The following is a 23,173-nucleotide window of genomic DNA, read 5'->3' as shown; positions in this document are numbered from 1 at the left end:
CGCGAAAGGATGTGACATGACGGAGCAGAGCACCGTGACCCAAGCCCAGGCCAAGCCCGTGAAGGCGCCGACCCTGCCGGATGCGCAGAAGGTCACCGCCGTGCGGCACTGGACCGACAAGCTGTTCTCGTTCCGGGTGACCCGGCCGGCCTCGCTGCGCTTCCGCTCCGGCGAATTCGTGATGATCGGCCTGATGGGCGAGCCGGACGCCAAGACCGGCAAGGCCAAGCCGCTGCTGCGCGCCTATTCCATCGCCTCGCCGTCCTGGGACGAGGAGCTGGAATTCTACTCGATCAAGGTGCAGGACGGTCCGCTGACCTCGCGGCTGCAACACATCCAGCCCGGCGACGAGATCATCCTGCGGCCCAAGCCCGTGGGCACGCTGGTGCATGACGCCTTGCTGCCCGGCAAGCGGCTCTGGCTGTTCGCCACCGGCACCGGCTTCGCGCCCTTCGCCTCGCTGCTGCGCGACCCGCAGACCTTCGAGGATTACGACGAGGTCATCGTCACCCATACCTGCCGCGAGCTGGGCGAGCTGGCCTATGGCGCCGAGACCATCGAGGCGATCCGCAGCGACGAGCTGCTGAACGAACTGATCGGCGCCGAGAACCTCGCGAAGCTGCGCTACTACCCGACCACCACCCGCGAGGAGAGCCCGAAGATGGGCCGCATCACCGACCTGATGCGGTCGGGCGAGGTCTTCGCCGATCTCGGCGTGGAGCCGCTGGCGCCCGAACGCGACCGCGCCATGGTCTGCGGCAACCTCGCCTTCAACCTCGAGATCAAGGAACTGCTCGAAGGCTACGGGCTCGAGGAGGGCGCCAATTCGGACCCCAAGCATTACGTGGTCGAAAAGGCGTTTCTCGACTGATCGCGCCGCCGACCCGACACGACCCGTCACGGCCCGCCGCTTCGCCGCGCGGGCCGTCGACCGTTCCGGCCTCCGGGCCGACCGGGTGCCGGCGCGCGGGGCCGGCCGCCCGGGCCCGGGAGCTTGCCGCCGATAAGGCGAAATCGCCCCCTCAGCGGCCCCAACAGCCCGTTTTGCCGCTTGAATCGCATCCGGCCAAACATTACCTTGGCGCCCTGACAAAAACGTTCGAAAAGGAGCCCGGCCATAGCCCGCAGACCTCACAACGCGCCTCCCACGCGCGACACCGGCCCCCGCGTCAATGACCGCATTCGCGTCGCCGAGATCCGCCTGATCGGCGCAGATGGCGAAAATATCGGCGTCGTGCCGCCCTCCCGTGGTCTGGAGCTGGCCGAGCAGGCCGGGCTCGACCTGGTGGAAATCTCGCCAAACGCCTCGCCGCCGGTCTGCAAGATCATGGACTTCGGCAAGTTCAAGTACGAACAGCAGAAGCGCGAGGCCGAGGCCCGGAAGAAGCAGAAGATCATCGAGGTCAAGGAAGTCAAGTTCCGGCCCAACACCGATGTTCACGACTACGACGTCAAGATGCGCAACGTGGTCCGCTTCCTCGAGGCCGGCGACAAGGTCAAGGTGACGCTGCGCTTCCGCGGCCGCGAGATGGCGCACCAGAACCTCGGGCGCGAACTGCTCGAACGGGTGGCCGAGGACGTGAAGGAACTCGGCAAGGTCGAGAACATGCCGAAGATGGAAGGTCGCCAGATGGTCATGATGATCGGACCGCTGACGCGCTGACCCAAGCGCCGCCGGCCATCCCGGCCGGCGCAGCGCGACGCTGCCGCAGCCGCCGCCCCGCCGGCGGCTGTTTGCGTTCCGGAACCGGCCGCGCCCGTCCGGGGCGCAGGGTGCTCAGGCGTCCCGCGGCCGGCCGCGCTGCGGCACCTCCTTGAGCAGGCCGCCGACGCCCATACCGGCGATGTCGCGCGGGCCGACCTCGACGCCGCAGAGCAGCCGCTCCATCACCCAGTCGGCGCCGTTCAGCGCCGGCGAGCGGGCGCAGCCCGGCAGGCCGACCACCGGCCGCCCCCCGAGTTCGCCCAGAAACAGTAGGTTCCCTGGATCGACCGGCATGCCGTAATGGTGCACCTGGCCGCCGGCCCGGCGCACCGCCTCGGGCGCCACGTCGGCGACGTCCGAGGTGGCCGATCCGGTCAGGATGAACAGCGCCTCGGCCTGCGACGCCGCCAGCGCGCCGGCCAGCGCCGCGGTGTCGTGCGGCACCAGGTGCGGCGGCGCCAGCGCCACGCCCAGCCGCTCCAGCCGTTCGCCGATCGCCGCCTGTCCCTTGCGGCCGTCCTCCTCTGCCCCGGCGACCACGGTCTGGATCAGCTCGGCGCTGCGCATCCGCACCGGGCGCAGCCGCAGCGCGTCGCGGCCCAGCGCGGCGGCGCGCTGCAGCGCCGTCTCCGGCACCGCGTAGGAGATGATCTTGACGGTGGCGACCATGGTGCGGTCGCGGGTGCGCTGCCAGCGCGGCACGGTGGCCACGGTGATCATCGGATGCACCGCGTTCACCGCGTCGATCTTGGGCGCGTCGATCTCCACCACGCCGGGCGCGGTGGCAAACAGGTTGACCCGGCCGGTGGTGGCCGGCCCGACGCGCAGCCCGGCCGCCCCGGGATCGGTGACCAGCGCCGCCGCGAGCCGGGCGGCGGCGGCATCCTCGTGCAGGTCGCCGGGCTCGAGCCGCGCCACCACGACCTCGGCCACGCCGGCCGCGGCGAGACGCGCGAGGTCGCCGGCCTCCAGCACCCGACCCTTGCGCAGCCGCCCGTCCTCGAGCTGCAGCGAATGCGCGAGGATCGCGCCCGCCGCCGCGCCGACCGGGACCGGGCCGAACCTCATGCGGCGCCCCGGCGCAGCACCCGGGTCATCTCGGCCAGGATCGAGACGGCGATCTCGGCCGGGCCGGCAGCGCCGAGATCGAGCCCGACCGGCCCGTGGATGCGCGCGATCCGGTCGGCGTCGAGCCCCGCCGCCTGCAACCGCTCGACGCGCTTGGCATGGGTCCGGGTGGAGCCCAGCGCGCCGATGTAGAAGCACTCCGAGGCGAGCCCCTTGAGCAACGCCGGATCGTCGAGCTTGGGGTCGTGCGTCAGGAGCACCAGCGCGGTGCGCTGGTCGAGCCCGATGGCGTCGAGCGCGGCGTCGGGCCAGTCGTTGACGATGCGCTCGCCGGGAAACCGCGCCGCCGAGCCGAAGGTCTCGCGCGGGTCGACCAGCACCGGGTCGTAGCCCGCCAGCCGGGCCATCGGCACCAGCGCCTGGGCGATGTGCACGGCGCCCACCACCACCAGCCGCAGCGGCGGGTTGTGGATCGCCACGAAGGTGCGGCCGTCGGGCTCGAAGCCCGAGCGGTCCATGCGGAAGCGCTCGGCATGGCCGGCCGCGCCCGCCGGGTCGAGCCGCCGCGCGCCGCTGTCGAGATCGACGCTGTAGGCCACCGGCCGGCGCTCGGCGCGGGCCGCCACCAGCTTCTCCAGCATGTCCTCGGGCAGCGCCGCGCCCACCGGCTCCACCAGCACCCGGATGCGGCCGCCGCAGGCCAGCCCGACGGCGAAGGCGTCGTCGTCGGAGACCCCGAATTCCAGTTCGCGCGCCCCGCCCTCCTCGAGCGCCTCGAGCGCCTCGACGATCACCGCGCCCTCGACGCAGCCGCCGGAGACCGAACCCTCGATCTCGGCATCGCCGGAGATCGCCAGCTGCGCCCCGATGCGCCGCGGCGCCGAGCCCCATGTCTCGATCACCGTGGCCAGCGCCGCGCCGCGCCCGGCCCGGTGCCAGGCCAGCGCGGTTTCGGGAACCTGATCAAAGCGGTCCAATCCTGCCTCCATGCGCCTTCCCTCCCTGCATAGGCCGGCCCCGCGGCGCTGTCGCCCCCTCGAAAGGTCGGGTCCGCGCCCGTGGGCCTGCGGTCTCAGGCCCGCGTCACGTCGTGACCGTAGAGCCAGTCGAACTGCCCCGCCACCCGTTGCGGCGCCAGCCGCCCGGCCAGGCCCAGCATGGCATGCGCCGCGCCGCGCAGCAGCGGCTGGCGCAGGTGGAACTTCCAGGCATTGCCGGCGGCGGCGCGCGCCACCTGCACCACCCGCGCCCGGCGCCGCGCCTCGTAGGCGGCGAGCCCGGCGGCGAGATCGGGCGCCCGCTCCAGCTCTTGCGCCAGGACCCAGGCATCCTCGAGCGCCATGTTGGCGCCCTGGGCCAGGAACGGCAGCATCGGATGCGCAGCATCGCCCAGAAGCGCGCTGGCGCGCCCGGTCCAGCGTGCCGCCACCGGGTGGCGGAACAGCCCCCAGAGGCCGGGCCGCTCGACCGCGGCCAGCAGTTCGGGCACCGCTCCGCCGAAGCCCGCGAAGGCGGCGCGCAGGTTGTCGGCCGCGTCCTCGTGCTGCCACCCCTCGGCGGTCCAGGTATTGCGCTCCTCGACGGCGACGAGGTTGACCGCCCGCCGGTCGCGCAGCGGATAGCTCACGATGTGGCGGCCCGGCCCCATATGGACCTGCGCCTCGTCGGGGTGGCCGATCCGGTTCGGCACCACCGCGCGCCACGCCACCTGGCCGGTGAAGCGCGCCGCCTGCGGCCCGTTGAGGAGCGGGCGCAGCACCGAATGCAGCCCGTCGGCGCCGATCACCAGATCCGCCTCCTCGGCGGCGCCGGGGCAGGTCAGCCGGGGCCGCGCATCGTCATGGATCGCGGTCACCGGGCAGCCCAGTCGCAGCGCCACCCCGGACCCTTCAGCGGCGCCGATCAGCCCGGCCAGGAGGTCGGCACGGTGCAGGAAGCGGTAGCCCGCCCCGTCCGCCGCCGGCGCGATCGGCAGCCGCAGCACATCGCGCCCCGAGGGCCCGTCGCGGAGCCGCACCGCCTGCGCCCCGGGGGCCGCGGCCAGCTCGGCCTCGAGCCCCAGCGCGCGCAGCACCCGGAATCCGTTGGGCGAGATCTGCAGCCCGGCCCCGACCTCGCGCAGCGCCTCGGCGCGCTCGTAGACCGTGACAGCGGCGCCGCGCTGCGCCAGCGCCAGCGCCGCCGCCACGCCGCCGATGCCGGCCCCGACCACCGCGATGCGCCGTCCACTCAGCTCCATGCCGTTCCTCCTGCGCCCCCCCCCCCCGAAACGCGAAGCGCCGGGATCGGCGATCCCGGCGCATCCGCCTGTCCCGGTGGTGCGGCGTTCAGTCGTCGCGATGCACCTTCTCGCGGCGCTCGTGGCGTTCCTGCGCCTCGAGGCTCATGGTGGCGATCGGGCGGGCATCCAGCCGCTTCAGCGAGATCGGCTCCCCGGTCACTTCGCAATAGCCGTACTCGCCCTCGTCGATGCGGCGGAGCGCGGCGTCGATCTTGGCCACCAGCTTGCGCTGCCGGTCGCGGGTGCGCAGTTCGATGGCGCGGTCGGTCTCTTCGCTGGCGCGGTCGGTGACGTCGGGAATGTTGCGGGTCGAGCCCTGCAGCCCCTCGATCGTCTCGCGGCTCTCGGCCAGCAGATCGTTCTTCCAGGTGATCAGCTTGCGGCGAAAATACTCGAGCTGCCGATCGTTCATGAACGGCTCGTCTTCCGCGGGCCGGTAATCGTCGGGTAGAAAGGATTCTGGTTTCATAATCGTTCCCCTGGCCGCAATGATATCTGCCATATTTGTTTCCCCAGATATCTGGAACCCCTGCGTGGCCCGGCTTAAACCAACCCCCCACCGTTGTCACTACTCAAGTGTGTGTGTAGGAAGACATTTCCCACCATCCGTCACCAATTGGAAACGGAGCGTTTTGCCGTGAAATTCAAAGGCACCGCCGAATATGTCGCGACCGACGACCTGACGCTCGCGGTCAACGCCGCGGTGACGCTCGAGCGTCCGCTGCTCGTCAAGGGCGAGCCCGGCACCGGCAAGACCGAGCTCGCCCGGCAGGTCGCGCAGAGCCTCGGCGTGCCGATGCTGGAATGGTCGATCAAGTCGACCACCCGGGCCCAGCAGGGGCTCTACGAATACGACGCGGTGAGCCGCCTGCGCGACAGCCAGCTCGGCGATCCGCGGGTTTCCAACGTCGCCAACTACATCCGCCGCGGCAAGCTCTGGCAGGCCTTCACCGCCGAGGAGCGGGTGGTGCTGCTGATCGACGAGATCGACAAGGCCGACATCGAGTTCCCCAACGACCTGCTGCAGGAACTCGACCGCATGGAGTTCCACGTCTACGAAACCGGCGAGACGGTGCGCGCCCGCCAGCGCCCGATCGTCATCATCACCTCGAACAACGAGAAGGAGCTGCCCGACGCCTTCCTGCGGCGCTGCTTCTTCCACTACATCCGCTTCCCCGACCCGGACACGCTGCGCCGCATCGTCGAGGTCCACCATCCCGGCATCAAGCCGGCGCTGCTGACCGAGGCGCTGACCCAGTTCTACGAGCTGCGCGACCAGCCGGGGCTGAAGAAGAAGCCCTCGACCTCGGAGATGCTGGACTGGCTGAAGCTGCTCCTGGCCGAGGATCTGGCGCCCGAGGATCTGCGCCGCGACGGCGCCGACGCGCTGCCCAAGCTGCACGGCGCGCTGCTCAAGAACGAGCAGGACGTGCACCTGTTCGAACGGCTGGCCTTCATGGCCCGCCGGCAGCGCTGAGCGGGGCGCCGGCGCGGCATCCGCGCCGCGCGCGTCACACCCGCCGGCAAAGTTCCGCGCATCGCGCGGGTGGCGTTCCGGCGGCCGGCAAATGCGGCTAGGTTGTCGGCGACCCGTCCCGCGGCGCCGCGCGCCGCGCTTCCGCCAGATGCAGGAGAGTCATGCCACCGCCCCGCCGCCCCGGATGTGACGCGCCGCGCCGGCGGTTGCTCACGCGCCGCTGATGCGCCGTCCCCTGCTGCTTCTGGCCCTGCTCCTGGGCGCCTGCATGCCGGCCGCGCCGGAGGAGCGCGCCAGCCGCGCCGCGCCGGTAATCGGCGAGCCCGCGGTGCTGCCGGCGATGAAGGCCTTCGCACCGCAGCCCAGCGACCCGGTGGCGGGCTCCAACGCCGATCTGGCGCGCGACTTCCTCGACCTCGCCTTCACGCTGGAATCGGGCAAGGCGCTGCCGGTCTTCACCCGCTTCGAGGAGCCGATCGGCGTGCGCGTGCTGGGGCCAGCCCCCGACACCCTGACCGGCGATCTCGACCGCGTGCTGGCCCGGCTGCGGCGCGAGGCCGGCATCGACATCGCCCGCAGCGGCGCGCCCGGGGCCAGCGTCACCGTGCAGGCGGTGGGCCGCGACGCGATCCGCCGGGTGCTGCCGCAGGCGGCCTGTTTCGTGGTCCCGAACGTCTCCTCGTTCGACGAGTTCCGGCGCCACCGCCACAGCGCCCGGGTGTCCTGGTCGGGGCTGCGGAGCCGCGACCGCGTGGCGATCTTCGTGCCCGGCGATTCCAGCCCGCAGGAGGTGCGCGACTGCCTGCACGAGGAGCTGGCGCAGGCCCTGGGCCCGCTCAACGACCTCTACCGCCTGCCGGATTCGGTGTTCAACGACGACAACGTGCACACCGTGCTCACCGGCTTCGACATGCTGATGCTGCGCCTCCATTACGACCCGGCGCTGCGCTCCGGGATGCGCCGCGACGAGGTCGCGGCCCGGCTGCCGGCGATCCTCGACCGGCTCAACCCGGCCGGCCGGGGCGGCGCCGCGACGCCGCTGCGCCCGACCCCGGCCGCCTGGGTGGCGGCGGTGCAGCGCGCCCTCGGCACCGAGGGCAGCCATGCCGAACGCCGCGCCGCGGCGCGCCGCGCCCAGCAGATCGCGCTTTCCGAGGGCTGGCGCGACCACCGGCTGGGCTTCGCCCATTACGCCCTGGGCCGGCTGCTGACCGCCGAGGATCCGGAGGCCGGCATGGCCGAGTTCGCCCGCGCCGACACGGTCTTTGCCGCGGCGCCCGGCGGCGGGCTCTACCGCGCCTATGTCGCCGCCCAGCTCGCCGCCCACGCCATCGCGCGCAACCGCCCCGAAGTGGCGCTGGCGCGCATCGCGCCGCATCTCGACACCGTGCGGCGGCACGAGAACGCGGCGCTGCTGGCGACCCTGCTGATGCTGCGCGCCGAGGCGCTCGACCTCGCCGGCGATGCCGGCGCGGCGCGCCAGGAGCGGCTGGACAGTCTGGGCTGGGCGCGCTACGGCTTCGGCCCCGACTGGGCGGTGCGCGCCAAGCTGCGCGAGATCGGCGCCCTCAACCCGCAGGCAGAAGGGATCGGCCGGACATGATCGTGGTGCTCCTCGCCCTCCTCGGCGCCGTGATCGGCGGCCTGACCGCGCGCCGGCGCAAGGGCAGCGGCGCCGACATCGCGCAATATGCCGCGGTCTACGGCATCCTCTTCGCGCTGATCGGGCTGGTGCTGACCATCGCACTCGAGAAAATCCTGCTCTGAGCGGGAGGCCGGCATGTTCGTTCCCTTCTTCGAGACCCTGCGCAAGGCCGAGATCCCGGTCTCCCTGCGCGAATACCTGACCTTTCTCGAGGCCCTGAAGGCCGGGCTCGCCTCCTATGACGTGGAGGAGTTCTACCACCTCGCCCGCACAGCCATGGTCAAGGACGAGCGCCACATGGACCGCTTCGACCGCGCCTTCGCCGAGGCCTTCCGCGGCCTCGAGACGATCCCCATGGAGGCGCTGGTCGACGCGGTGGAGCTGCCCCGCGGCTGGCTCGAGAAGATGGCCGAGAAGCATCTCAGCGCCGAGGAAAAGGCCGAGATCGAGGCGCTCGGCGGCTTCGACAAGCTGATGCAGACGCTGCAGGAGCGGCTGCGCGAGCAGCAGAAGCGCCACCAGGGCGGCTCGAAATGGATCGGCACCGCCGGCACCTCGCCGTTCGGCGCCTACGGCTACAACCCCGAGGGCGTGCGCATCGGCCAGGCCGAGAGCCGCCACCGCCGCGCCGTCAAGGTCTGGGACCGCCGCGAGTTCCGCGATTTCGACGACCGCGTGGAGCTCGGCACCCGCAACATCAAGGTGGCGCTGAAGCGGCTGCGCAGATGGGCCCGCGACGGCGCCGCCGAGGAGCTCGACCTGCCGGGCACGATTCGCGCCACCGCCGAGCACGGCTATCTCGACGTGCAGACCCGGCCGGAGCGGCGCAACGCCGTCAAGGTGCTGCTGCTGCTCGATGTCGGCGGCTCGATGGACGACCATGTCCGGGTGGTGGAGGAGCTGTTCTCGGCGGCCCGGGCGGAGTTCAAGCATCTCGAGCATTACTACTTCCACAACTGCCTCTACGAGGGGCTGTGGCGCGACAATGCCCGGCGCTGGAACGCCCAGACCCCGACCTGGGAGGTGCTGCGCACCTATGGGCCCGACTGGAAATGCATCTTCGTCGGCGACGCCTCGATGAGCCCCTACGAGATCGCCTATCCCGGCGGCGCCAACGAGCACTGGAACGAGGAGGCCGGCCAGACCTGGCTGGCCCGCGCCCGGGCGCATTGGCCCGACCATCTCTGGATCAACCCGGTGCCGGAAAAGTACTGGGGCTACACCCAGTCGATCGCCATGATCCGCGAGATCTTCGAGGACCGCATGGTGCCGATGACGCTGGACGGCATCGACCGCGGCGCCCGCCTGCTGGCGCGCTGACCGCCCCGCCCGCCCGGCCCGACATGACACCCAGGCGCAGCGCCCCCGCCCGCTTCTTCTGAGCCGAAATATCCCGGGGGACGGCGCCGGAAGGCGCCGGGGGGCAGCGCCCCCGCCCCGCCGGCCGGCCGCAACGCGGACGGCCGGCCAGACCGGCCCGCGCACGCCCGCGCGCAAACCTGCCGCCAAGGCCGCCCTCAGGCCGCCTTCAGCGCCAGCACCGCGTTCAGCCCGCCGAAGGCGAAGGCGTTCGACAGCGCCACCTCGACCCGCGCCTCGCGGGCCTCGTTCGGCACCACGTCGAGGGCGCATTCGGGATCGGGCTCCTCGTAGCCGATGGTTGGCGCCACCACGCCGTCGCGCACCGCCATGATGCAGGCCAGGAGCTCGACCGCGCCGGTGCCGCCGATCAGGTGGCCGTGCATCGACTTGGTGGACGAGATCAGCAGGTCGTCGGCATGGGTGCCGAAGACATCGGCCACCGCGGCGCATTCGGTCTTGTCGTTGGCCGCGGTGCCGGTGCCGTGGGCATTGATGTAGCCGACCCGGCTGCGGTCGATGCCGGCATCGGCCAGCGCGCCCGAGATCGCCCGCGCCGCGCCCTGCTTCGAGGGCATGACGATGTCGGCGGCGTCCGAGGACATGGCGAAGCCCGCCACCTCGGCCAGGATCTCGGCGCCCCGCGCCCGGGCATGCTCGTATTCCTCGAACACGAAGATGCCGGCGCCCTCGCCCTGCACCATGCCGTTGCGGGTGGCCGAGAACGGCCGGCAGCCGTCCTTCGACATCACCCGCAGCCCCTCCCAGGCCTTGATGCCGCCGAAGCACAGCATCGATTCGGAGCCGCCGGTGACCATCACCGGCGCCATGCCGGAGCGCACGAACCAGAAGGCCTGGCCCATGGCGTGGTTCGACGAGGCGCAGGCCGAGGCCACGGTGAAGGACGGTCCCTTGATGTTGTATTGCATGGAGACGTGGGAGCAGGCGGCGTTGTTCATCAGCTTCGGCACCACGAAGGGGTGGACGCGGTTCTTGCCCTCCTCGTAGACCGCCCGGTAATTCTCGTCCTGGGTGGTCAGCCCGCCCCCGGAGGTGCCGAGCACCACGCCCGACCGCGCCGCCAGTTCGCCGTCGAAGACCAGGCCGGATTGCCCGATCGCCTGCTCGGCGGCGATCAGGGTGAACTGGGTGTAGCGGTCGTAGAGCGCGATCTGCTGACGGTTGAAGACGGTCTCGGGGTCGAAATCGCGGACCTGGCCGCCGATCCGGATCGCCAGCCGGTCGGCGTCGCGGATCGCCAGCTCGCCGATGCCGCAGCGGCCCTCGCGCATCGCCTCCAGCGTCGCGGCGACGTCGTGGCCCAGCGCGTTGATCGTGCCGGCGCCGGTGATGACGACCCGCTTCACGCCGTCTTTTCGGCGACCAGCCGCTCCACCCCGGCGACGATCGAGGCCACCGACGAGATGTCGAAATCGCTTTCGGACGGCTCGTTGGCGTTGAACGGCACGGAGATGTCGAAGGCCTCCTCGATGGCGAAGATCGCCTCCACGAGGCCCAGCGAATCGATGCCCAGAGCCTCGAGGCTCATCTCCATCGTCACGTCCGCGGGCTCCAGCATCGCCTGCTGGGCGATGATCTCGATCACCCGGTCCCTGATCTGCATCGCGGCTGCTCCAGCTGTCTCGTTCCGGGCGGAGATCTAGTCGCTCGACCCGGCGTTTGGAACCGCTTTCCGAAGCTCCGCGACCTCCCGGAAGAGCCGCGGCAGGCGACGCAGGTTCTTGTAGGCCTCGATGTGGCTTTCCATCTTCATCGCCGGGTAGCCCAGCATCACCCGCCCGGCCGGAATCGAGGACAGCACCACGGTGGCGCCGCCGCAGATCGCCCGGTCGCCGATGCGCACCCCGTCGGAGACCCCGACCTGCCCGGCCAGCACGGCGAAATCGCCGATCGTCACCGAGCCCGCCAGACCGACCTGCCCGCAGAGCAGGGTGTGGCGGCCGATGACGCAGTTGTGGCCGACCTGCACGAGGTTGTCGATCTTGGTGCCGTCGCCGATCCGCGTGTCGCGCACCGTGCCGCGGTCGATGGTGGTGGAGGCGCCGACCTCGACATCGTCGCCGATGCTGACGCCGCCCAGCGAATGGATGCGCGCCCAGGGCTGGCCCTCGGTCTCGCCCTGGTCGCCGAGCGAGGCGCGCGCCTTCTCGACGCCCGAGGGCTCCGGCGTCACGAAGGAGAAGCCGTCCGAGCCGATCACCGCGTTGGGCTGGGCGATGAAGCGGTCGCCGATGCGCACCCGGGCGCCGATCTTGGCGCCGGCATGGATCAGCGCGTCGGCGCCGATCCGGGTCTCGGCGCCGATCGAGACCTGCGGGCCGATCACCGCACCGGCGCCGATCTCGGCCCCGGCGCCGATCACCGTGAACGGGCCGATATGGGCGTCGCGCGGCACGCTGGCGGAGGGGTCCACGAAGGCCATCGGGTGGATGCCGCGGGGATAGCCCTGGCCGGGATCCATCACCTGCGACAGCCGCGACAGCGAATAGCGCGGCCGCGGCGCGAGGATCGCCGCCTCGAGCCCGAGCGCCTGCCAGTCGGCCTCGGCCCAGAGCATCGCCGCCCGGGCCTGGCCGCCGGCCAGGCCTTCGGCATAGGCCGGCGTGGTCGCCATGGCGAGGCGGTCCGGCGTGCAATCCGCCGGTTCGGCCACGCCCTCCACCCGGATCCCGGTGTCGCCCACCGCCTCCAGGCCGAGGGTGCGGGCAATCTCTGCGATGCTGTGGCTCATCTTGTCCTCCGGCTGATCTGGCGGAGGGTTTAGCTGTCTCCGCGCCCGAGTGTCACCCCCGCGGCCTGCAGCGCGTCCCAGATCTTTGCGTCGCGGCCATAGACGTCGTCGCGGAACTGCACCTTGCCCTTGGGCAGCGTGTAGGCGGTGCGGTAGACGAGGTGCACCGGCACCGGCGTGTCGAGATTGACCCGCGCCTCGGACCCGGTGCGCAGCCGGGCCTGGAAGAAGCCCTGCGGGTCCTCGGTCTGCGGCGCCAGCAGCGCATAGGCGAACTCGAACGGGTCGTTCAGCCGGATGCAGCCATGCGAATAGGCGCGCGCCTCGCGGCTGAACAGGTGCTTCGCCGGCGTGTCGTGCAGGTAAATGTTGTACTTGTTGGGGAACATGAACTTCACCTTCCCCAGCGCATTGTCCGGCCCCGGGGGCTGGCGCATGGAGAACGGGAAGGACGAGGCGGAATATTGCGAGAAGCCCCGCCCCCGGCTGACCTCGCGGCCGCGGCTGTCGGTGATCTTGAGATGCGACACCGCGTAGGGGTTGCGGCGCAGCATCGGCAGGTATTCGTTGACGATGATCGAGCGCGGCACGTACCAGCTCGGGTTGATGACCATGTGCTCCATGACGTCGGAGAATTCCGGCGTGCGGCGGTCGGGGGATTCGGCGCCGATCACCGCGCGGGTCTCGAAGGTCACCTTCTCGTCGTCGTAGATGCGCGCGGTGTATTCGGTGAGGTTCACCTTGACGTGGCGCGCGCCCAGCCCCTCCGGCAGGTTCATCCAGCGCTCGCGCTCCATAGCCACCAGCACCGATTTCAGCCGCTCCTCGGCGGGCACGTTCAGCGCCTCGAGGGTCTGGCCGCCGACGATGCCGTCCACCGCCAGCCCGTGATCGGTCTGGAAGCGGCGCACCGCCTGGTCCATCGCGGCGTCGAAGCGCGCCAGGTCGGTCGGCGCGAGATAGCCCATGGCGATCAGCCGGTCGCGCAGCGGCACGACCGCGGCGCCGCTGGCGCCCTGTTCGAGCCGGCCGCCGGCCGACACGCCGGGCCCCCAGCCGCCCCGCGCGATGGCCTCCTCAAGCGTCACCTTGGCGCGCAGCAATTCGCCATACTGGCGGGTCTGCGGCACCAGCGAACGGAAGACCGCGCGCGGCGGCTCGGATTGCAGCCGGGCCAGCAGAACCTGCGGGTCACGCCGCGGCGGCTCGCGCTTGATTCCCGCATCGATGCGGCGGGGATCGAGGATCCCCGATTGCAGGTCGTTGGCGAAGTCGAGGAAGGCGCGGGTCAGGTGCACTTCGAGCTGACCGCGCTCGCGGCCGCTGCGCGCCGCGCGCATCTCGGTCATCAGGCGCTGCGGGTCGTAGCGTCCCGCCGGCAGCCCGTGCGCGGCGGCCCCGGTGATCGCGTCGAGCAGCGCCTCGCGGCGACGCAGATGGGTCTCCTCGGGACCGGTCCAGTAGGGCGCGAAATCGCGGGCGCGGTAGAAGGCGGCGACCGCGTCGACCTCGGAGGCGGCCTCGGCGACGCTCTGCTTGAACGGCGTCACGCCAAGGCCCACCGGGGCCGCCGCAACGCCCGGCCCGCCCAGCATCATGAGCGCCAGAGCCGCCCCGGCAAACGCCCCGCGCCGCAGGGTCGCCGCCCGTTTGCCGCCTTCGACCGCCCCGATATCCCGCATTCCGCATCCCCCGAAAGTCAACGAATTCGCCGCCTTGCACATTCATCTGGCGCCGCTCGCCGACGCCTGTCCATTCACAAAGGCTTGGCGCAAAGCCTCGGTTCCTGCTGTGCCGGGATTGCTGCGGGACTGCGGCAGCGCTGCCACAGAAATGAGACACTTGGCAAATTTTTGCCGAAAATCGTTATCCGCGGGAACCTTTTCGCGGGACCGCTTTCGGGCCCATCGGTGATGTGCAATAAGCGTTAAGACATCTGGGGGAAGATGGCAGCAGCGTTCCGGCAACGACTCGGAACTCACGACAGGCAATACGGGACAGCATATCCATGCACAATGCACGCTCTGGCAGCATCACGCGCCGTGGCCTTCTTGGTGCGTTCGCGGCAACTGCGGTCACGGCCGCGCCCACCTTCGCCAACGCCGCAGGGTTCCTGCGCGGCGCCGGCGACATCCGGCGGCTGAAGATGTATTCCGGTCGCACCGGCGAACGGCTCGACATGATCTACTGGGTCGAAGGCACCTACATTCCCGAGGCGGTCGAGGAGATCACCTACTTCATGCGCGACTGGCGCAACGACAAGGTGAAGCACATCGACCTGCGCACCGTCGACCTGATGACCGCGGCGCGCAACCTTCTCGACTGTTCGGAGCCCTACATGCTGATCTCGGGCTACCGCAGCCCCGAGACCAACGCCATGCTGCGCTCGCGCAGTTCCGGCGTGGCGAAGAATTCCCGCCACCTGAAGGGCGAAGCGGCCGACCTGCGGCTGTCGTCGCGCTCGGTCAACCAGATGGCCAAGGCCGCGGCGGCCTGCAATGCCGGCGGCGTCGGACGCTATTCCAGCTCGAACTTCGTGCATATGGATTGCGGCCCGGTGCGCAGCTGGGGCAGCTGAGCCCGGCTCCGGACACCGACCGACCTGCCGTGAAAGGCGCCCACCGGGCGCCTTTTCGATTCACGCCTGAGGCTATGCGGGGCGCGGGGCGCGGGGCGCGGGGCGCCCGCGCCGGACGGGCAGGCCGGGCCGTCGGGCGCGCACATACGCCGATGCCCCGCAGGCCAAGCATGCAGGGGCATCACATCGTCCGATCGGAATGGAAAGTGGCGCGGTTGACGGGGCTCGAACCCGCGACCCCCGGCGTGACAGGCCGGTACTCTAACCAACTGAGCTACAACCGCGCATTTTGCGCAGGGCGTTCTCGGGCGGGACAGCGATGGCGCGGTTGACGGGGCTCGAACCCGCGACCCCCGGCGTGACAGGCCGGTACTCTAACCAACTGAGCTACAACCGCATGCTGCCCGCCCGGGCTGCCCCGGGCGTGGGGCGGGTTCTAGGCGGGCCGGCGCACCGCGTCAAGCGGATTTGCCGGGAAAATCGTGCCGCCCGTTGCGTCATCTTCGGCGCCGTGCGGCGGGCCGCAGATTTCCCTGTCAGCGCCGGTCCGGGCGGCTAGGTTCGAGGCGGTATCGCAGCGACGGAGCGGCCCGCATGCTGGAGGCCCGGGACCTGGTGAAGAGCTTTGACGGCGCCGATGCCCCGGTGCCGGTGCTGCGCGGCGCCTCGCTCAGCCTGGCCCGCGGCGAGAGCGTCGCGCTGACCGGGGAGAGCGGGTCCGGCAAATCCACCTTGCTGCACATCCTGGCCTGCCTGGAGCCCGCCGATGGCGGCAGCCTGCGGCTCGACGGGGCCGAGCTCACGGGGCTCGACGAGGCCGGGCGCGCGCGGCTCCGGCGCCACCGGATCGGCGTCGTGTTCCAGAGCCTGAACCTGATCCCGTCGCTCACCGTGGCGCAGAACCTCGCCTTTCAGGCAAGGCTGGCCGGCCGCCACGACCCCGAGCGCACCGCGCGTCTGACCGAGCGGCTGGGCCTCGCCGGCCTGGAGCGGCGCTACCCCGAACAGCTCTCCGGCGGCCAGCAGCAGCGCGTGGCGATCGGGCGGGCGCTGGCCGCCGGGCCCGACATGGTGCTGGCCGACGAGCCCACCGGCAATCTCGACGAGGCCACCGCCGACGCCGTGCTGGCGTTGTTTCTCGACCTCGTGGCCGAGGCCGGGGCCGGCTTTCTCATGGTCACCCATTCGCCGCGCCTGGCGTCCCGACTGACCCGGCGGCTGCATCTCGAGGCGGGGCGGCTGGGATGAGTCGGGCGGGGCTCGCGGCGCTCCTCGCGCATTGGCGGCGCCACCCGCTGCAGGCCGCGGCGCTGGTCCTCGGCCTGGCGCTGGCCACCGCGCTCTGGTCCGGCGTGCAGGCGGTCAATGCCGAGGCGCGGGCGAGCTATGCGCGGGCCGCCGGAACCCTGGGCCAGCAGCCGCTCGACCGGCTGGTGGCGGCGGCGGGCATCGCGCCCGAGACCTTCGCGGCCCTGCGCCGGGAGGGCTATCTCGTCACCCCGGTGATCACCGGGAGCCTCGATCCCGGCACCGGGTCAGGTCCGCTGGAGCTGCGCGGCATCGACCCGCTGACCGCGCCGCCCGAGCCGGCGCTGGCCGGGCTGGCCGAGACCGGGACGCTCACCCGGTTCCTGACCCCGCCTGGGCTGCTGCTGGTGGCGCCGGAGACCGCCGCCCGGCTCGACGGGACCGACCTGCCGCCGCGCCAGGCGGTGGCGGGGCTGGCGCCGGGCCTCGCGCTGACCGACATCGCCACCGCCGCCCGCCTGCTCGACCGGGCGCGCTACAGCCACCTGCTCGTCCTGCCGGACCAGCCCTTCGGCCTGCCGCCGCTGGACCCCGGCGTCGGGCTGCAGCTGCTGCCGCCCGAGAGCGGCGGCGACCTCGCCGCGCTGACCGACAGCTTCCACCTCAACCTCACCGCCTTCGGCCTGCTGAGCTTCGGCGTCGGGCTCTTCATCGTGCAATCGGGCATCGGGCTCGCCTTCGAGCAGCGCCGCGGCACCTTCCGCACCCTGCGCGCGCTGGGGCTGAGCCTGCGCCGGCTGATCCTGCTCCTGGCCGCGGAACTGGCGCTGATCGCCACGCTGGCGGGGCTCGCCGGGCTGGTCCTGGGCTACCTCCTGGCGGCGGCGCTGCTGCCCGGGGTCGCGGGCACCCTGCGCAGCCTCTACGGCGCCGAGATCGCCGGCGCGCTGAGCTTCGATCCGGTCTGGGCGGCCGGCGGCCTGGCGATGACCTATGCCGGCACCGCGCTGGCCGGGGGCCGGGCGCTGATCCAGGTGGCGCGGATGCCGCTTCTGGCCCCGGCCCGGCCGCGGGCCTGGGCGCTGGTCTCGGCGCGCACGCTGCGGCTGCAGGCGGCGGCCGCGGCCGGGCTGGCGCTTGCCGCGGCCGGGCTGGCGCTCTGGGGCGAGGGCCTTCTGGCGGGCTTCGCCTGCCTCGCCGCGCTGATGCTGGCCGCGGCGCTGGCCCTGCCGCCGCTCCTCATGGGCGCCCTCACGCTGGCGCGGCCGCTGGCCCGGGGACCGGTCGGCGAATGGCTGCTCGCCGATGCCCGCCAGCAGGTCCCGGCGCTGTCGCTGGCGTTGATGGCGCTGCTCTTGGCGCTGGCCGCCAATATCGGCGTCGGCACCATGGTGGGGTCGTTCCGCGCCACCTTCACCGGCTGGCTCGACCAGCGGCTGGCGGCAGAGCTCTACGTCACCGCCGCCGACCCGGACGCGGCGCAGGACGTCGCCCGGCTGGCGGCCGAGCGGGGCCTGCCCGCGCTGCCAATCTGGTCGGTGGACCGCCCGGTGCTGGGCCGCGCCACCGCGGTCTACGGCGTCGCCGACCACGTCACCTACCGCGAGAACTGGCCGCTGATCGCCTCCCGGCCTGGGGTCTGGGACAGCGTCGCGGCCGGCGAGGCGGCGCTGATCAACGAACAGCTCTGGCGCCGCGCCGACCTGCAGCTTGGCGATGCGCTGGATCTCGGCGCCGGCTGGCGCCTGCCGGTGGCCGGGGTCTATTCCGATTACGGCAACCCCGAGGGCCAGGTCATGGTGGCGAGCCCCGCCCTGGCCGCGCGCCACCCAGAGGTGGTGCCGCTGCGCTTCGCCCTCCGCGTGCCGGAGGGCGAGACCGGGGAGGTGACCGCGCTGCTCCGCGACGAGGCCGGGATCGCGTCCGACGCCATCATCGACCAGGCCCGGGTCAAGGCGGCCTCGCTGCGGGTCTTCGAGCGCACCTTCCTGGTCACCGGGGCGCTCAACGTGCTGACCCTGGGGGTGGCGGGCTTCGCCATGCTGACCAGCCTGCTGACCCTGGCGACGCTGCGCTTGCCGCAGCTCGCGCCGCTCTGGGCGCTCGGCCTGCGCCCGGCGACGCTGGGCCGGCTGGAGCTGGCGCGCAGCGCGTTGCTGGCGGCGCTGACCTGGGCGCTGGCGGTGCCGGTCGGGCTGGTCCTGGCCTGGGTGCTGCTCGCCATCGTGAATGTCGAGGCCTTCGGCTGGCGCCTGCCGATGCGGCTGTTTCCCGGCGGCTGGCTGGCGCTCGGCGCGGCGGCCCTGGCCGCGGCGCTGCTGGCCAGCCTCTGGCCGGTGCTGCGGCTGGCGCGGATGCCGCCGGCGCGCCTTCTGGGCGTGTTCGCCAATGACCGCTGAGCGCCGCCCCCCTGCCCGCCCGTCCCGGCGCAGCGTGCTGGCCGGGCTCTCGGGGCTGGCGGGGCTGGCCGGGCTTGGCCCCGCGCCCGCGGCGCGCGCCCAGGGCTTCGCCGGGCTCGGCAGCGCGGCCGAGGGCTTCGAGGTGCCGCGCCGCGGCCGGGCCCTGGCCTTTCCCCGCGATCATTTCGCCCATCCCCGGTTCCGCATCGAGTGGTGGTACCTGACCGCCAATCTGGAGACCGCGGAGGGCATTGCCTGCGGCGTGCAATGGACGCTGTTCCGCTCCGCCCTCGCCCCCGGCGACAACGCCGAATCGCCCGGGCAGATCTGGTTCGCCCATGCCGCCCTGACCCTGCCCGACCGCCATCTCTTTGCCGAGCGCAGCGCCCGCGGCGGTCTGGGCCAGGCCGGGCTGGCGCGCCCCTTCGCGGCCTTCATCGACGATTGGCGCCTCGCAACGAGGCTGCCGCCGGACGGGGCGGAGGACCCGATGCAGGCGCTGCACGTGGCGGCCCGTGGCGCGGATTTCGCCTACGCGCTGGACCTCGACGCCGAGGGCCCGCTGGTGCTGCACGGCGAGGACGGCTATTCGGTCAAGTCCGCCGCGGGGCAGGCCAGCTACTATTATTCCCAGCCCTTCCTGCGCGCCCGGGGGCGGCTCGACCTGCCCGAACGCAGCCTCGACGTCACCGGCCATGCCTGGATCGACCGGGAATGGTCGTCGCAGCCGCTGGCCGCCGACCAGCGCGGCTGGGACTGGTTCTCGCTGACCTTCGAGAGCGGCGACCGGCTGATGGGCTTCGGCCTGCGCAGCACCGGCGGGGCGCATTTCACCTCCGCCACCTGGATCGGGCCCGACGGCGTCAGCCGCAGCTACGGCGACGGCGCGCTGCGCCTCACACCGCTGGACTACGGCCGGGTGGCCGGGCGGCGGCTGCCGCTGCGCTGGCGGCTCGCCCTGCCCGCCGAAGGCGTCGAGGTGGAGACGCGCCCGGTCAACCCGGACGCCTGGATGGGCACCTCCTTCGCCTATTGGGAAGGACCGGTCACGGTCTCCGGATCGCATCGCGGCGCGGGCTACCTGGAGATGACCGGCTACGATGCGGCGCCGGCCGAGTGAGCGGGTCCCGGCAGCGCGCGCCGCAGCACCGGAACGCGCCCGACCGCGCGCAGGGCTCGACAGGACGGGCCAATCCTGTAAAGCCTGCAAACGTCATGAATCTTTTCCGGGCTCGCTCCGGTGCAGGGAACGCCTGAAATCATGTCGGCGGACGATCGCGGTACGGACCATCCCGGAGATACGGAGAGCCTGCTGGAACACGACATTGCCCATGCCCACGGGCTTACCGGACCGTTCGGGTCAGCCGAGTCCTGGGATGCGGGGTTCCGGTCCGCTGTCGAGACCGTCCAGGCCTCGGCGGCGCCGATGTGGCTCGCCTGGGGCGACGACAATGCGCTGATCTGCAACGCCGCGCTGCGCAGCCTCCTGCCCGGCACGGCGCCGGCCCACGGGGTCCCGGCCGACCGGGCGCTGGCCGGGCTCTGGCCCGGGATCGGCGGCGCGCTGGACGAGGTCAGGAACCGCGCGGCCGGGCTGGAGCTGCCCGGCAACAGGCGCGACGGGGTCACCGGGCCGCGCGCCGTCCTGACGCCGCTGGCCGCCGCGGACGGCCGCCGCCGCGGCGTGCTGGGCGTGGTTCTCGACATTCCGGGCGGGGCGGAGCGAAACGCCGAGATGCCCGGCGAACGGCTCGAGGCGCTGCACCGCCGCTTGCTTGAACTGACGCTGCAGGAAACCCCGCTCGACACCGTGCTGACCGAACTCGTGCAGGCGCTCTGCGAAAGCACCGGGCGCGATCCGGCCTGCTCGATCCTGCTGACCGACGCCAGCGGCACCCGGCTGACCCACGGCGCCGCGGTCGGGCTCTCCGAGGCCTATTGCCGGGCCGTCGACGGCGTTCCGGTGGCCGAGGGCGCCGGGTCCTGCGGCACCGCGGCGCATCGCCGGCAGGGCGTCCAGGTCGCCGACATCGCCACCGACCCGCTCTGGCAGGAGTACCGCGACCTCGCCCTCCGCGAGGGTCTGCGCGCCTGCTGGTCGCATCCGATCCTCGGCCGGGGCGGCGAACTGCTCGGCACTTTCGCGGTCTACGACGCGGAGCCGGGCCTGCCGGGCGCCGAGTTCGAGGGGCTGATCGAGTTCGTGGCGCAGACCACGGCGCTGATTCTCGAGCGCTACGCCGCGCAGCACGCGCTCTCCGACCAGAAGCGCCTGCTGGAAACGCTGAACCGCGTCGGCGCCGGCATCGCCGCCGAACTCGACCACGATGCCATCGTGCAGATGGTCACCGATGCCGGGGTCGAGCTGACCGGCGCCGCGTTCGGGGCCTTCTTCTACAACGTGATCGACGCGACCAGCGAGAGCTACATGCTGTACGCGCTGTCGGGGGCGGCGCGCGAGGCCTTCGCGGCTTTCCCGATGCCGCGCAACACCGCGATCTTCAAGCCGACCTTCGAAGGCACCGGGATCGTGCGCTCGGACGACATCACCCGCGATCCCCGCTACGGCCGCAACCGGCCGCATCACGGCATGCCGAAGGGCCATCTTCCGGTCCGCAGCTATCTCGCGGTTCCGGTCATCTCGCGCTCCGGCGAGGTCATCGGCGGGCTGCTGTTCGGCCATCCCGAGCCGGGCCGCTTCTCGGACCATCACGAGCGCCTGATGGAAGGCATCGCCGGCCAGGCCGCCATCGCGGTGGACAATGCCCGGCTCTACCAGGCCGCGCAGCGCGAGATCGAGGTGCGGCGGAAGGCCGAACAGGACCTGCGCCGCACCCAGGCCGACCTGGAGGACGCGCAGGAGCGGGTCGAACTGGCGCTCGCTGCCGGCGCCATCGTCGGCACCTGGGTGCTGCACATTCCCACCGGCCGGATGACCACCGACGAGCGCTTCGCCCGGACCTTCGGACTCGATCCCGAGCGCTGCCATTCCGGCTACGACGTGGCGGAGGCGATCGCCGCGGTGCATCCCGACGACCGCGACCGGGCGCATGCGGTGATCGCCGAGGCGTCACGCCGCGGCGGCGAGTTCCGCGCCGAGTACCGGGTGCGGCAGCGCGACGGCAGCTATCGCTGGATCGAGGCCAGCGGGCGGTGCGACCTCGACGCCGAGGGCCACGCCATCCGCTTTCCCGGCGTGCTCATCGACATCGAGCAGCGCCGCCGGATCGAGATCGACCTGCGCCGCCGCGAGGCCGACCTGGCGCTGCTGCTCGACGCCACCGCGGACGGCTTCTACGCCGTCGACCCGGAGGGCCGGACCACGCGCTGCAACGCGGCCTTCCTGCGCATGCTGGGCTTCGAGCGCGAGGAGGACGTGGTCGGCAAGCAGCTGCACGAGATCATCCACCATTCCCATGCCGACGGCTCGCATTACCCGCGCGCCCAGTGCCCGATCTACCGGGTCGCGGCGACCGGCGAGATGGCGCATGTCGACGACGAGGTGTTCTTCCGCACCGACGGCAGCGTCTTTCCGGTGGAGTACTGGGTCCGCCCGGTGATCTGGCAGGGCGAGCTGCAAGGCGCGGTCTGCACCATCGTCGACATCAGCGAACGCAAGCGCGCCGAGGAGGCGCGGCAATTGCTGCTGCGCGAGCTGAACCACCGGGTGAAGAACCTCTTCTCGATCACCTCGGGGATGATCCAGATGACCGCGCGCAGCGCCTCCTCGGTGGAGGGCATGGCGGCGGCGCTCAGCGGCCGGCTGATGTCGCTCGCCCGGGCGCATGAACTGATCACCTCGAGCCTGACGGCGCGCGCCGACCACGTGGCGCCGAGCCGACTCGACGCGCTGATCGCCACGGTGATGGAGCCGCATGTGGAGGGGCGCGACGCGGCCTTCCGGCAGTCCGGCCCGGAGGTCGAGATCGGCCCCTCGGCGGCCACCAGCTTCGCGTTGATCCTGCACGAGCTGGCCACCAACGCGGCGAAATACGGCGCGCTCTCGGTGGCCGAGGGCCGGGTCGAGGTCGCCTGGGACTGGCACGACGACACCCTGCAGATGACGTGGCGGGAAAGCGCCGGGCCGGCGATTGCCGGACCGCCGCAGCGCGACGGCTTCGGCAGCCAGCTGGCGCGGCTCAGCGCCTCGGGCCAGCTCGGCGGGAGCATCGTCTACGACTGGCGGCCCGACGGGGTGGAGATCCGCCTCGCGGCGGCGCGCGGGCGTCTGGCATCGTGACTATGGCGTCCGCGAGCTCCGAGGACCCGCTCCGCGGCGCGCGGGTGCTGGTGGTGGAAGACGAGCCCTTCATCGCGCTCGACATCGCCTGGGGCGTCGAACGCGCCGGCGGCATCGTCCTGGGTCCCGCCCCGACCGTGGCCGAGGCGCTGCGCCTGATCGCCGAGACCCGCCCGGACGGCGCCATCGTCGATGCCGACCTGCCGGACGGCACCATCGCCCCGGTGCTGGCGGTGCTGCGTCCCGCCATCCCGGTCATCGTCCATACCGGGGTCGGGCTGCCCGAGCCGCTGCGGCGCGCCCATCCCGACCTCGCGGTCTACAGCAAGCCCACGCCCCCGGCGATCCTCGCCCGGCGCCTGGCGCACAGCGTCGGCCCGGCGATCTGACCGCGCCGGGCGGCGGCGGGCGCCGCCGGCGG

The 23,173-nt window shown here is 72.2% G+C and carries 20 protein-coding genes and 2 tRNA genes; 12 read left to right on the top strand and 10 right to left on the bottom strand.

What is annotated here, in order from left to right; translation table 11 throughout:
- The first annotated feature begins 16 nt into the window (after positions 1-16).
- Positions 17-871, top strand: a complete 855-nt coding sequence (locus ACXYMW_RS00200; RefSeq protein WP_459033265.1) for a ferredoxin--NADP reductase — start codon at positions 17-19, stop codon at positions 869-871.
- A gap of 246 nt (positions 872-1,117) precedes the next feature.
- Complete coding sequence (gene infC / locus ACXYMW_RS00195; RefSeq protein WP_459033547.1) at positions 1,118-1,663, top strand: translation initiation factor IF-3; 546 nt, start codon at positions 1,118-1,120, stop codon at positions 1,661-1,663.
- 114 nt (positions 1,664-1,777) lie between these two features.
- On the opposite strand, the gene ACXYMW_RS00190 is transcribed toward infC, so the two are convergent.
- The 4 genes from ACXYMW_RS00190 to dksA all read right to left on the bottom strand — a co-directional run bounded on the left by ACXYMW_RS00190 (position 1,778) and on the right by dksA (position 5,523).
- On the bottom strand, positions 1,778-2,773 hold the full coding sequence (locus ACXYMW_RS00190) for a molybdopterin-binding protein (protein WP_459033264.1): 996 nt from the start codon (positions 2,771-2,773) through the stop codon (positions 1,778-1,780).
- A complete protein-coding gene (locus ACXYMW_RS00185) occupies positions 2,770-3,762 on the bottom strand; it encodes an XdhC family protein (protein ID WP_459033263.1) in 993 nt (330 codons plus the stop codon). The genes ACXYMW_RS00190 and ACXYMW_RS00185 overlap by 4 nt, the downstream gene beginning before the upstream one ends.
- A gap of 83 nt (positions 3,763-3,845) precedes the next feature.
- On the bottom strand, positions 3,846-5,012 hold the full coding sequence (locus ACXYMW_RS00180; protein ID WP_459033262.1) for an FAD-dependent monooxygenase: 1,167 nt from the start codon (positions 5,010-5,012) through the stop codon (positions 3,846-3,848).
- Positions 5,013-5,100: 88 nt separating this feature from the next.
- Positions 5,101-5,523: an RNA polymerase-binding protein DksA gene (gene dksA / locus ACXYMW_RS00175; protein ID WP_459033261.1), complete on the bottom strand. Its 423-nt coding sequence runs from the start codon at positions 5,521-5,523 to the stop codon at positions 5,101-5,103.
- 168 nt (positions 5,524-5,691) lie between these two features.
- Here dksA and ACXYMW_RS00170 point away from each other — a divergent pair, with 168 nt between their 5' ends.
- The 4 genes from ACXYMW_RS00170 (at position 5,692) to ACXYMW_RS00155 (ending at position 9,496) form a co-directional block, all read left to right on the top strand.
- Complete coding sequence (locus tag ACXYMW_RS00170) at positions 5,692-6,531, top strand: AAA family ATPase (RefSeq protein WP_459033260.1); 840 nt, start codon at positions 5,692-5,694, stop codon at positions 6,529-6,531.
- A 223-nt stretch (positions 6,532-6,754) separates the two neighbouring features.
- Positions 6,755-8,134, top strand: coding sequence for a DUF2927 domain-containing protein (locus ACXYMW_RS00165; protein WP_459033259.1), 1,380 nt, complete (start codon positions 6,755-6,757; stop codon positions 8,132-8,134).
- Complete coding sequence (locus tag ACXYMW_RS00160; RefSeq protein WP_459033258.1) at positions 8,131-8,298, top strand: apolipoprotein acyltransferase; 168 nt, start codon at positions 8,131-8,133, stop codon at positions 8,296-8,298. Before ACXYMW_RS00165 ends, ACXYMW_RS00160 begins: the two co-directional genes overlap by 4 nt.
- A 13-nt stretch (positions 8,299-8,311) precedes the next feature.
- Entirely contained in the window at positions 8,312-9,496 is a 1,185-nt protein-coding gene (locus ACXYMW_RS00155) for a vWA domain-containing protein (RefSeq protein ID WP_459033257.1), read from the top strand.
- 197 nt (positions 9,497-9,693) lie between these two features.
- Here the strand turns inward: ACXYMW_RS00155 and ACXYMW_RS00150 are convergent, their stop codons facing one another.
- Genes ACXYMW_RS00150 through ACXYMW_RS00135 form a run of 4 tightly spaced genes read right to left on the bottom strand, consistent with a single transcriptional unit; the run spans position 9,694 to position 13,969 of the window.
- On the bottom strand, positions 9,694-10,902 hold the full coding sequence (locus ACXYMW_RS00150; RefSeq protein ID WP_459033256.1) for a beta-ketoacyl-[acyl-carrier-protein] synthase family protein: 1,209 nt from the start codon (positions 10,900-10,902) through the stop codon (positions 9,694-9,696).
- Positions 10,899-11,159: an acyl carrier protein gene (locus tag ACXYMW_RS00145; RefSeq protein WP_459033255.1), complete on the bottom strand. Its 261-nt coding sequence runs from the start codon at positions 11,157-11,159 to the stop codon at positions 10,899-10,901. Before ACXYMW_RS00145 ends, ACXYMW_RS00150 begins: the two co-directional genes overlap by 4 nt.
- A gap of 36 nt (positions 11,160-11,195) precedes the next feature.
- Positions 11,196-12,287: a UDP-3-O-(3-hydroxymyristoyl)glucosamine N-acyltransferase gene (lpxD, locus tag ACXYMW_RS00140; RefSeq protein WP_459033254.1), complete on the bottom strand. Its 1,092-nt coding sequence runs from the start codon at positions 12,285-12,287 to the stop codon at positions 11,196-11,198.
- Between the two features lie 29 nt (positions 12,288-12,316).
- A complete protein-coding gene (locus tag ACXYMW_RS00135) occupies positions 12,317-13,969 on the bottom strand; it encodes a L,D-transpeptidase family protein (RefSeq protein WP_459033253.1) in 1,653 nt (550 codons plus the stop codon).
- Between the two features lie 326 nt (positions 13,970-14,295).
- On the opposite strand from ACXYMW_RS00135, the gene ACXYMW_RS00130 reads away from it, so the two are divergent.
- On the top strand, positions 14,296-14,865 hold the full coding sequence (locus ACXYMW_RS00130; RefSeq protein WP_459033252.1) for a YcbK family protein: 570 nt from the start codon (positions 14,296-14,298) through the stop codon (positions 14,863-14,865).
- Positions 14,866-15,072: 207 nt separating this feature from the next.
- Here ACXYMW_RS00130 and ACXYMW_RS00125 read toward each other — a convergent pair.
- A tRNA-Asp gene (locus tag ACXYMW_RS00125) sits at positions 15,073-15,149 on the bottom strand.
- A gap of 36 nt (positions 15,150-15,185) precedes the next feature.
- Positions 15,186-15,262, bottom strand: a tRNA-Asp gene (locus ACXYMW_RS00120).
- A 197-nt stretch (positions 15,263-15,459) separates the two neighbouring features.
- Between ACXYMW_RS00120 and ACXYMW_RS00115 the strand changes: the two genes are divergently transcribed.
- From ACXYMW_RS00115 to ACXYMW_RS00095, 5 genes are all read left to right on the top strand, one after another.
- A complete protein-coding gene (locus ACXYMW_RS00115) occupies positions 15,460-16,113 on the top strand; it encodes an ABC transporter ATP-binding protein (protein ID WP_459033251.1) in 654 nt (217 codons plus the stop codon).
- Complete coding sequence (locus ACXYMW_RS00110; protein WP_459033250.1) at positions 16,110-18,512, top strand: FtsX-like permease family protein; 2,403 nt, start codon at positions 16,110-16,112, stop codon at positions 18,510-18,512. The genes ACXYMW_RS00115 and ACXYMW_RS00110 overlap by 4 nt, the downstream gene beginning before the upstream one ends.
- Complete coding sequence (locus ACXYMW_RS00105) at positions 18,502-19,632, top strand: lipocalin-like domain-containing protein (protein WP_459033249.1); 1,131 nt, start codon at positions 18,502-18,504, stop codon at positions 19,630-19,632. The genes ACXYMW_RS00110 and ACXYMW_RS00105 overlap by 11 nt, the downstream gene beginning before the upstream one ends.
- A gap of 141 nt (positions 19,633-19,773) precedes the next feature.
- The gene (locus ACXYMW_RS00100; protein WP_459033248.1) at positions 19,774-22,752 is read left to right on the top strand and encodes a GAF domain-containing protein; all 2,979 of its coding nucleotides are present in this window, start codon (positions 19,774-19,776) and stop codon (positions 22,750-22,752) included.
- A complete protein-coding gene (locus tag ACXYMW_RS00095; protein ID WP_459033247.1) occupies positions 22,749-23,141 on the top strand; it encodes a response regulator in 393 nt (130 codons plus the stop codon). The genes ACXYMW_RS00100 and ACXYMW_RS00095 overlap by 4 nt, the downstream gene beginning before the upstream one ends.
- The last annotated feature ends 32 nt before the right edge of the window (positions 23,142-23,173 follow it).

The sequence above is a fragment of the Roseivivax sp. CAU 1761 genome, from assembly GCF_054482755.1.
Note: the sequence above shows the minus strand (reverse complement) of the source record. Positions and strands in the feature narration are given on the sequence as shown.

Bases quoted from the DNA above. Each gene is read 5' to 3' on its own strand.
- ACXYMW_RS00200 (WP_459033265.1), top strand. From the start codon at position 17: ATGACGGAGCAGAGCACCGTGACCCAAGCCCAGGCCAAGCCCGTGAAG.
- ACXYMW_RS00190 (WP_459033264.1), bottom strand. From the start codon at position 2,773: ATGAGGTTCGGCCCGGTCCCGGTCGGCGCGGCGGCGGGCGCGATCCTC.
- ACXYMW_RS00185 (WP_459033263.1), bottom strand. From the start codon at position 3,762: ATGGAGGCAGGATTGGACCGCTTTGATCAGGTTCCCGAAACCGCGCTG.
- ACXYMW_RS00180 (WP_459033262.1), bottom strand. From the start codon at position 5,012: ATGGAGCTGAGTGGACGGCGCATCGCGGTGGTCGGGGCCGGCATCGGC.
- dksA (WP_459033261.1), bottom strand. From the start codon at position 5,523: ATGAAACCAGAATCCTTTCTACCCGACGATTACCGGCCCGCGGAAGAC.
- ACXYMW_RS00165 (WP_459033259.1), top strand. From the start codon at position 6,755: ATGCGCCGTCCCCTGCTGCTTCTGGCCCTGCTCCTGGGCGCCTGCATG.
- ACXYMW_RS00160 (WP_459033258.1), top strand. From the start codon at position 8,131: ATGATCGTGGTGCTCCTCGCCCTCCTCGGCGCCGTGATCGGCGGCCTG.
- ACXYMW_RS00155 (WP_459033257.1), top strand. From the start codon at position 8,312: ATGTTCGTTCCCTTCTTCGAGACCCTGCGCAAGGCCGAGATCCCGGTC.
- ACXYMW_RS00145 (WP_459033255.1), bottom strand. From the start codon at position 11,159: ATGCAGATCAGGGACCGGGTGATCGAGATCATCGCCCAGCAGGCGATG.
- lpxD (WP_459033254.1), bottom strand. From the start codon at position 12,287: ATGAGCCACAGCATCGCAGAGATTGCCCGCACCCTCGGCCTGGAGGCG.
- ACXYMW_RS00135 (WP_459033253.1), bottom strand. From the start codon at position 13,969: ATGCGGGATATCGGGGCGGTCGAAGGCGGCAAACGGGCGGCGACCCTG.
- ACXYMW_RS00130 (WP_459033252.1), top strand. From the start codon at position 14,296: ATGCACAATGCACGCTCTGGCAGCATCACGCGCCGTGGCCTTCTTGGT.
- ACXYMW_RS00115 (WP_459033251.1), top strand. From the start codon at position 15,460: ATGCTGGAGGCCCGGGACCTGGTGAAGAGCTTTGACGGCGCCGATGCC.
- ACXYMW_RS00110 (WP_459033250.1), top strand. From the start codon at position 16,110: ATGAGTCGGGCGGGGCTCGCGGCGCTCCTCGCGCATTGGCGGCGCCAC.
- ACXYMW_RS00105 (WP_459033249.1), top strand. From the start codon at position 18,502: ATGACCGCTGAGCGCCGCCCCCCTGCCCGCCCGTCCCGGCGCAGCGTG.
- ACXYMW_RS00100 (WP_459033248.1), top strand. From the start codon at position 19,774: ATGTCGGCGGACGATCGCGGTACGGACCATCCCGGAGATACGGAGAGC.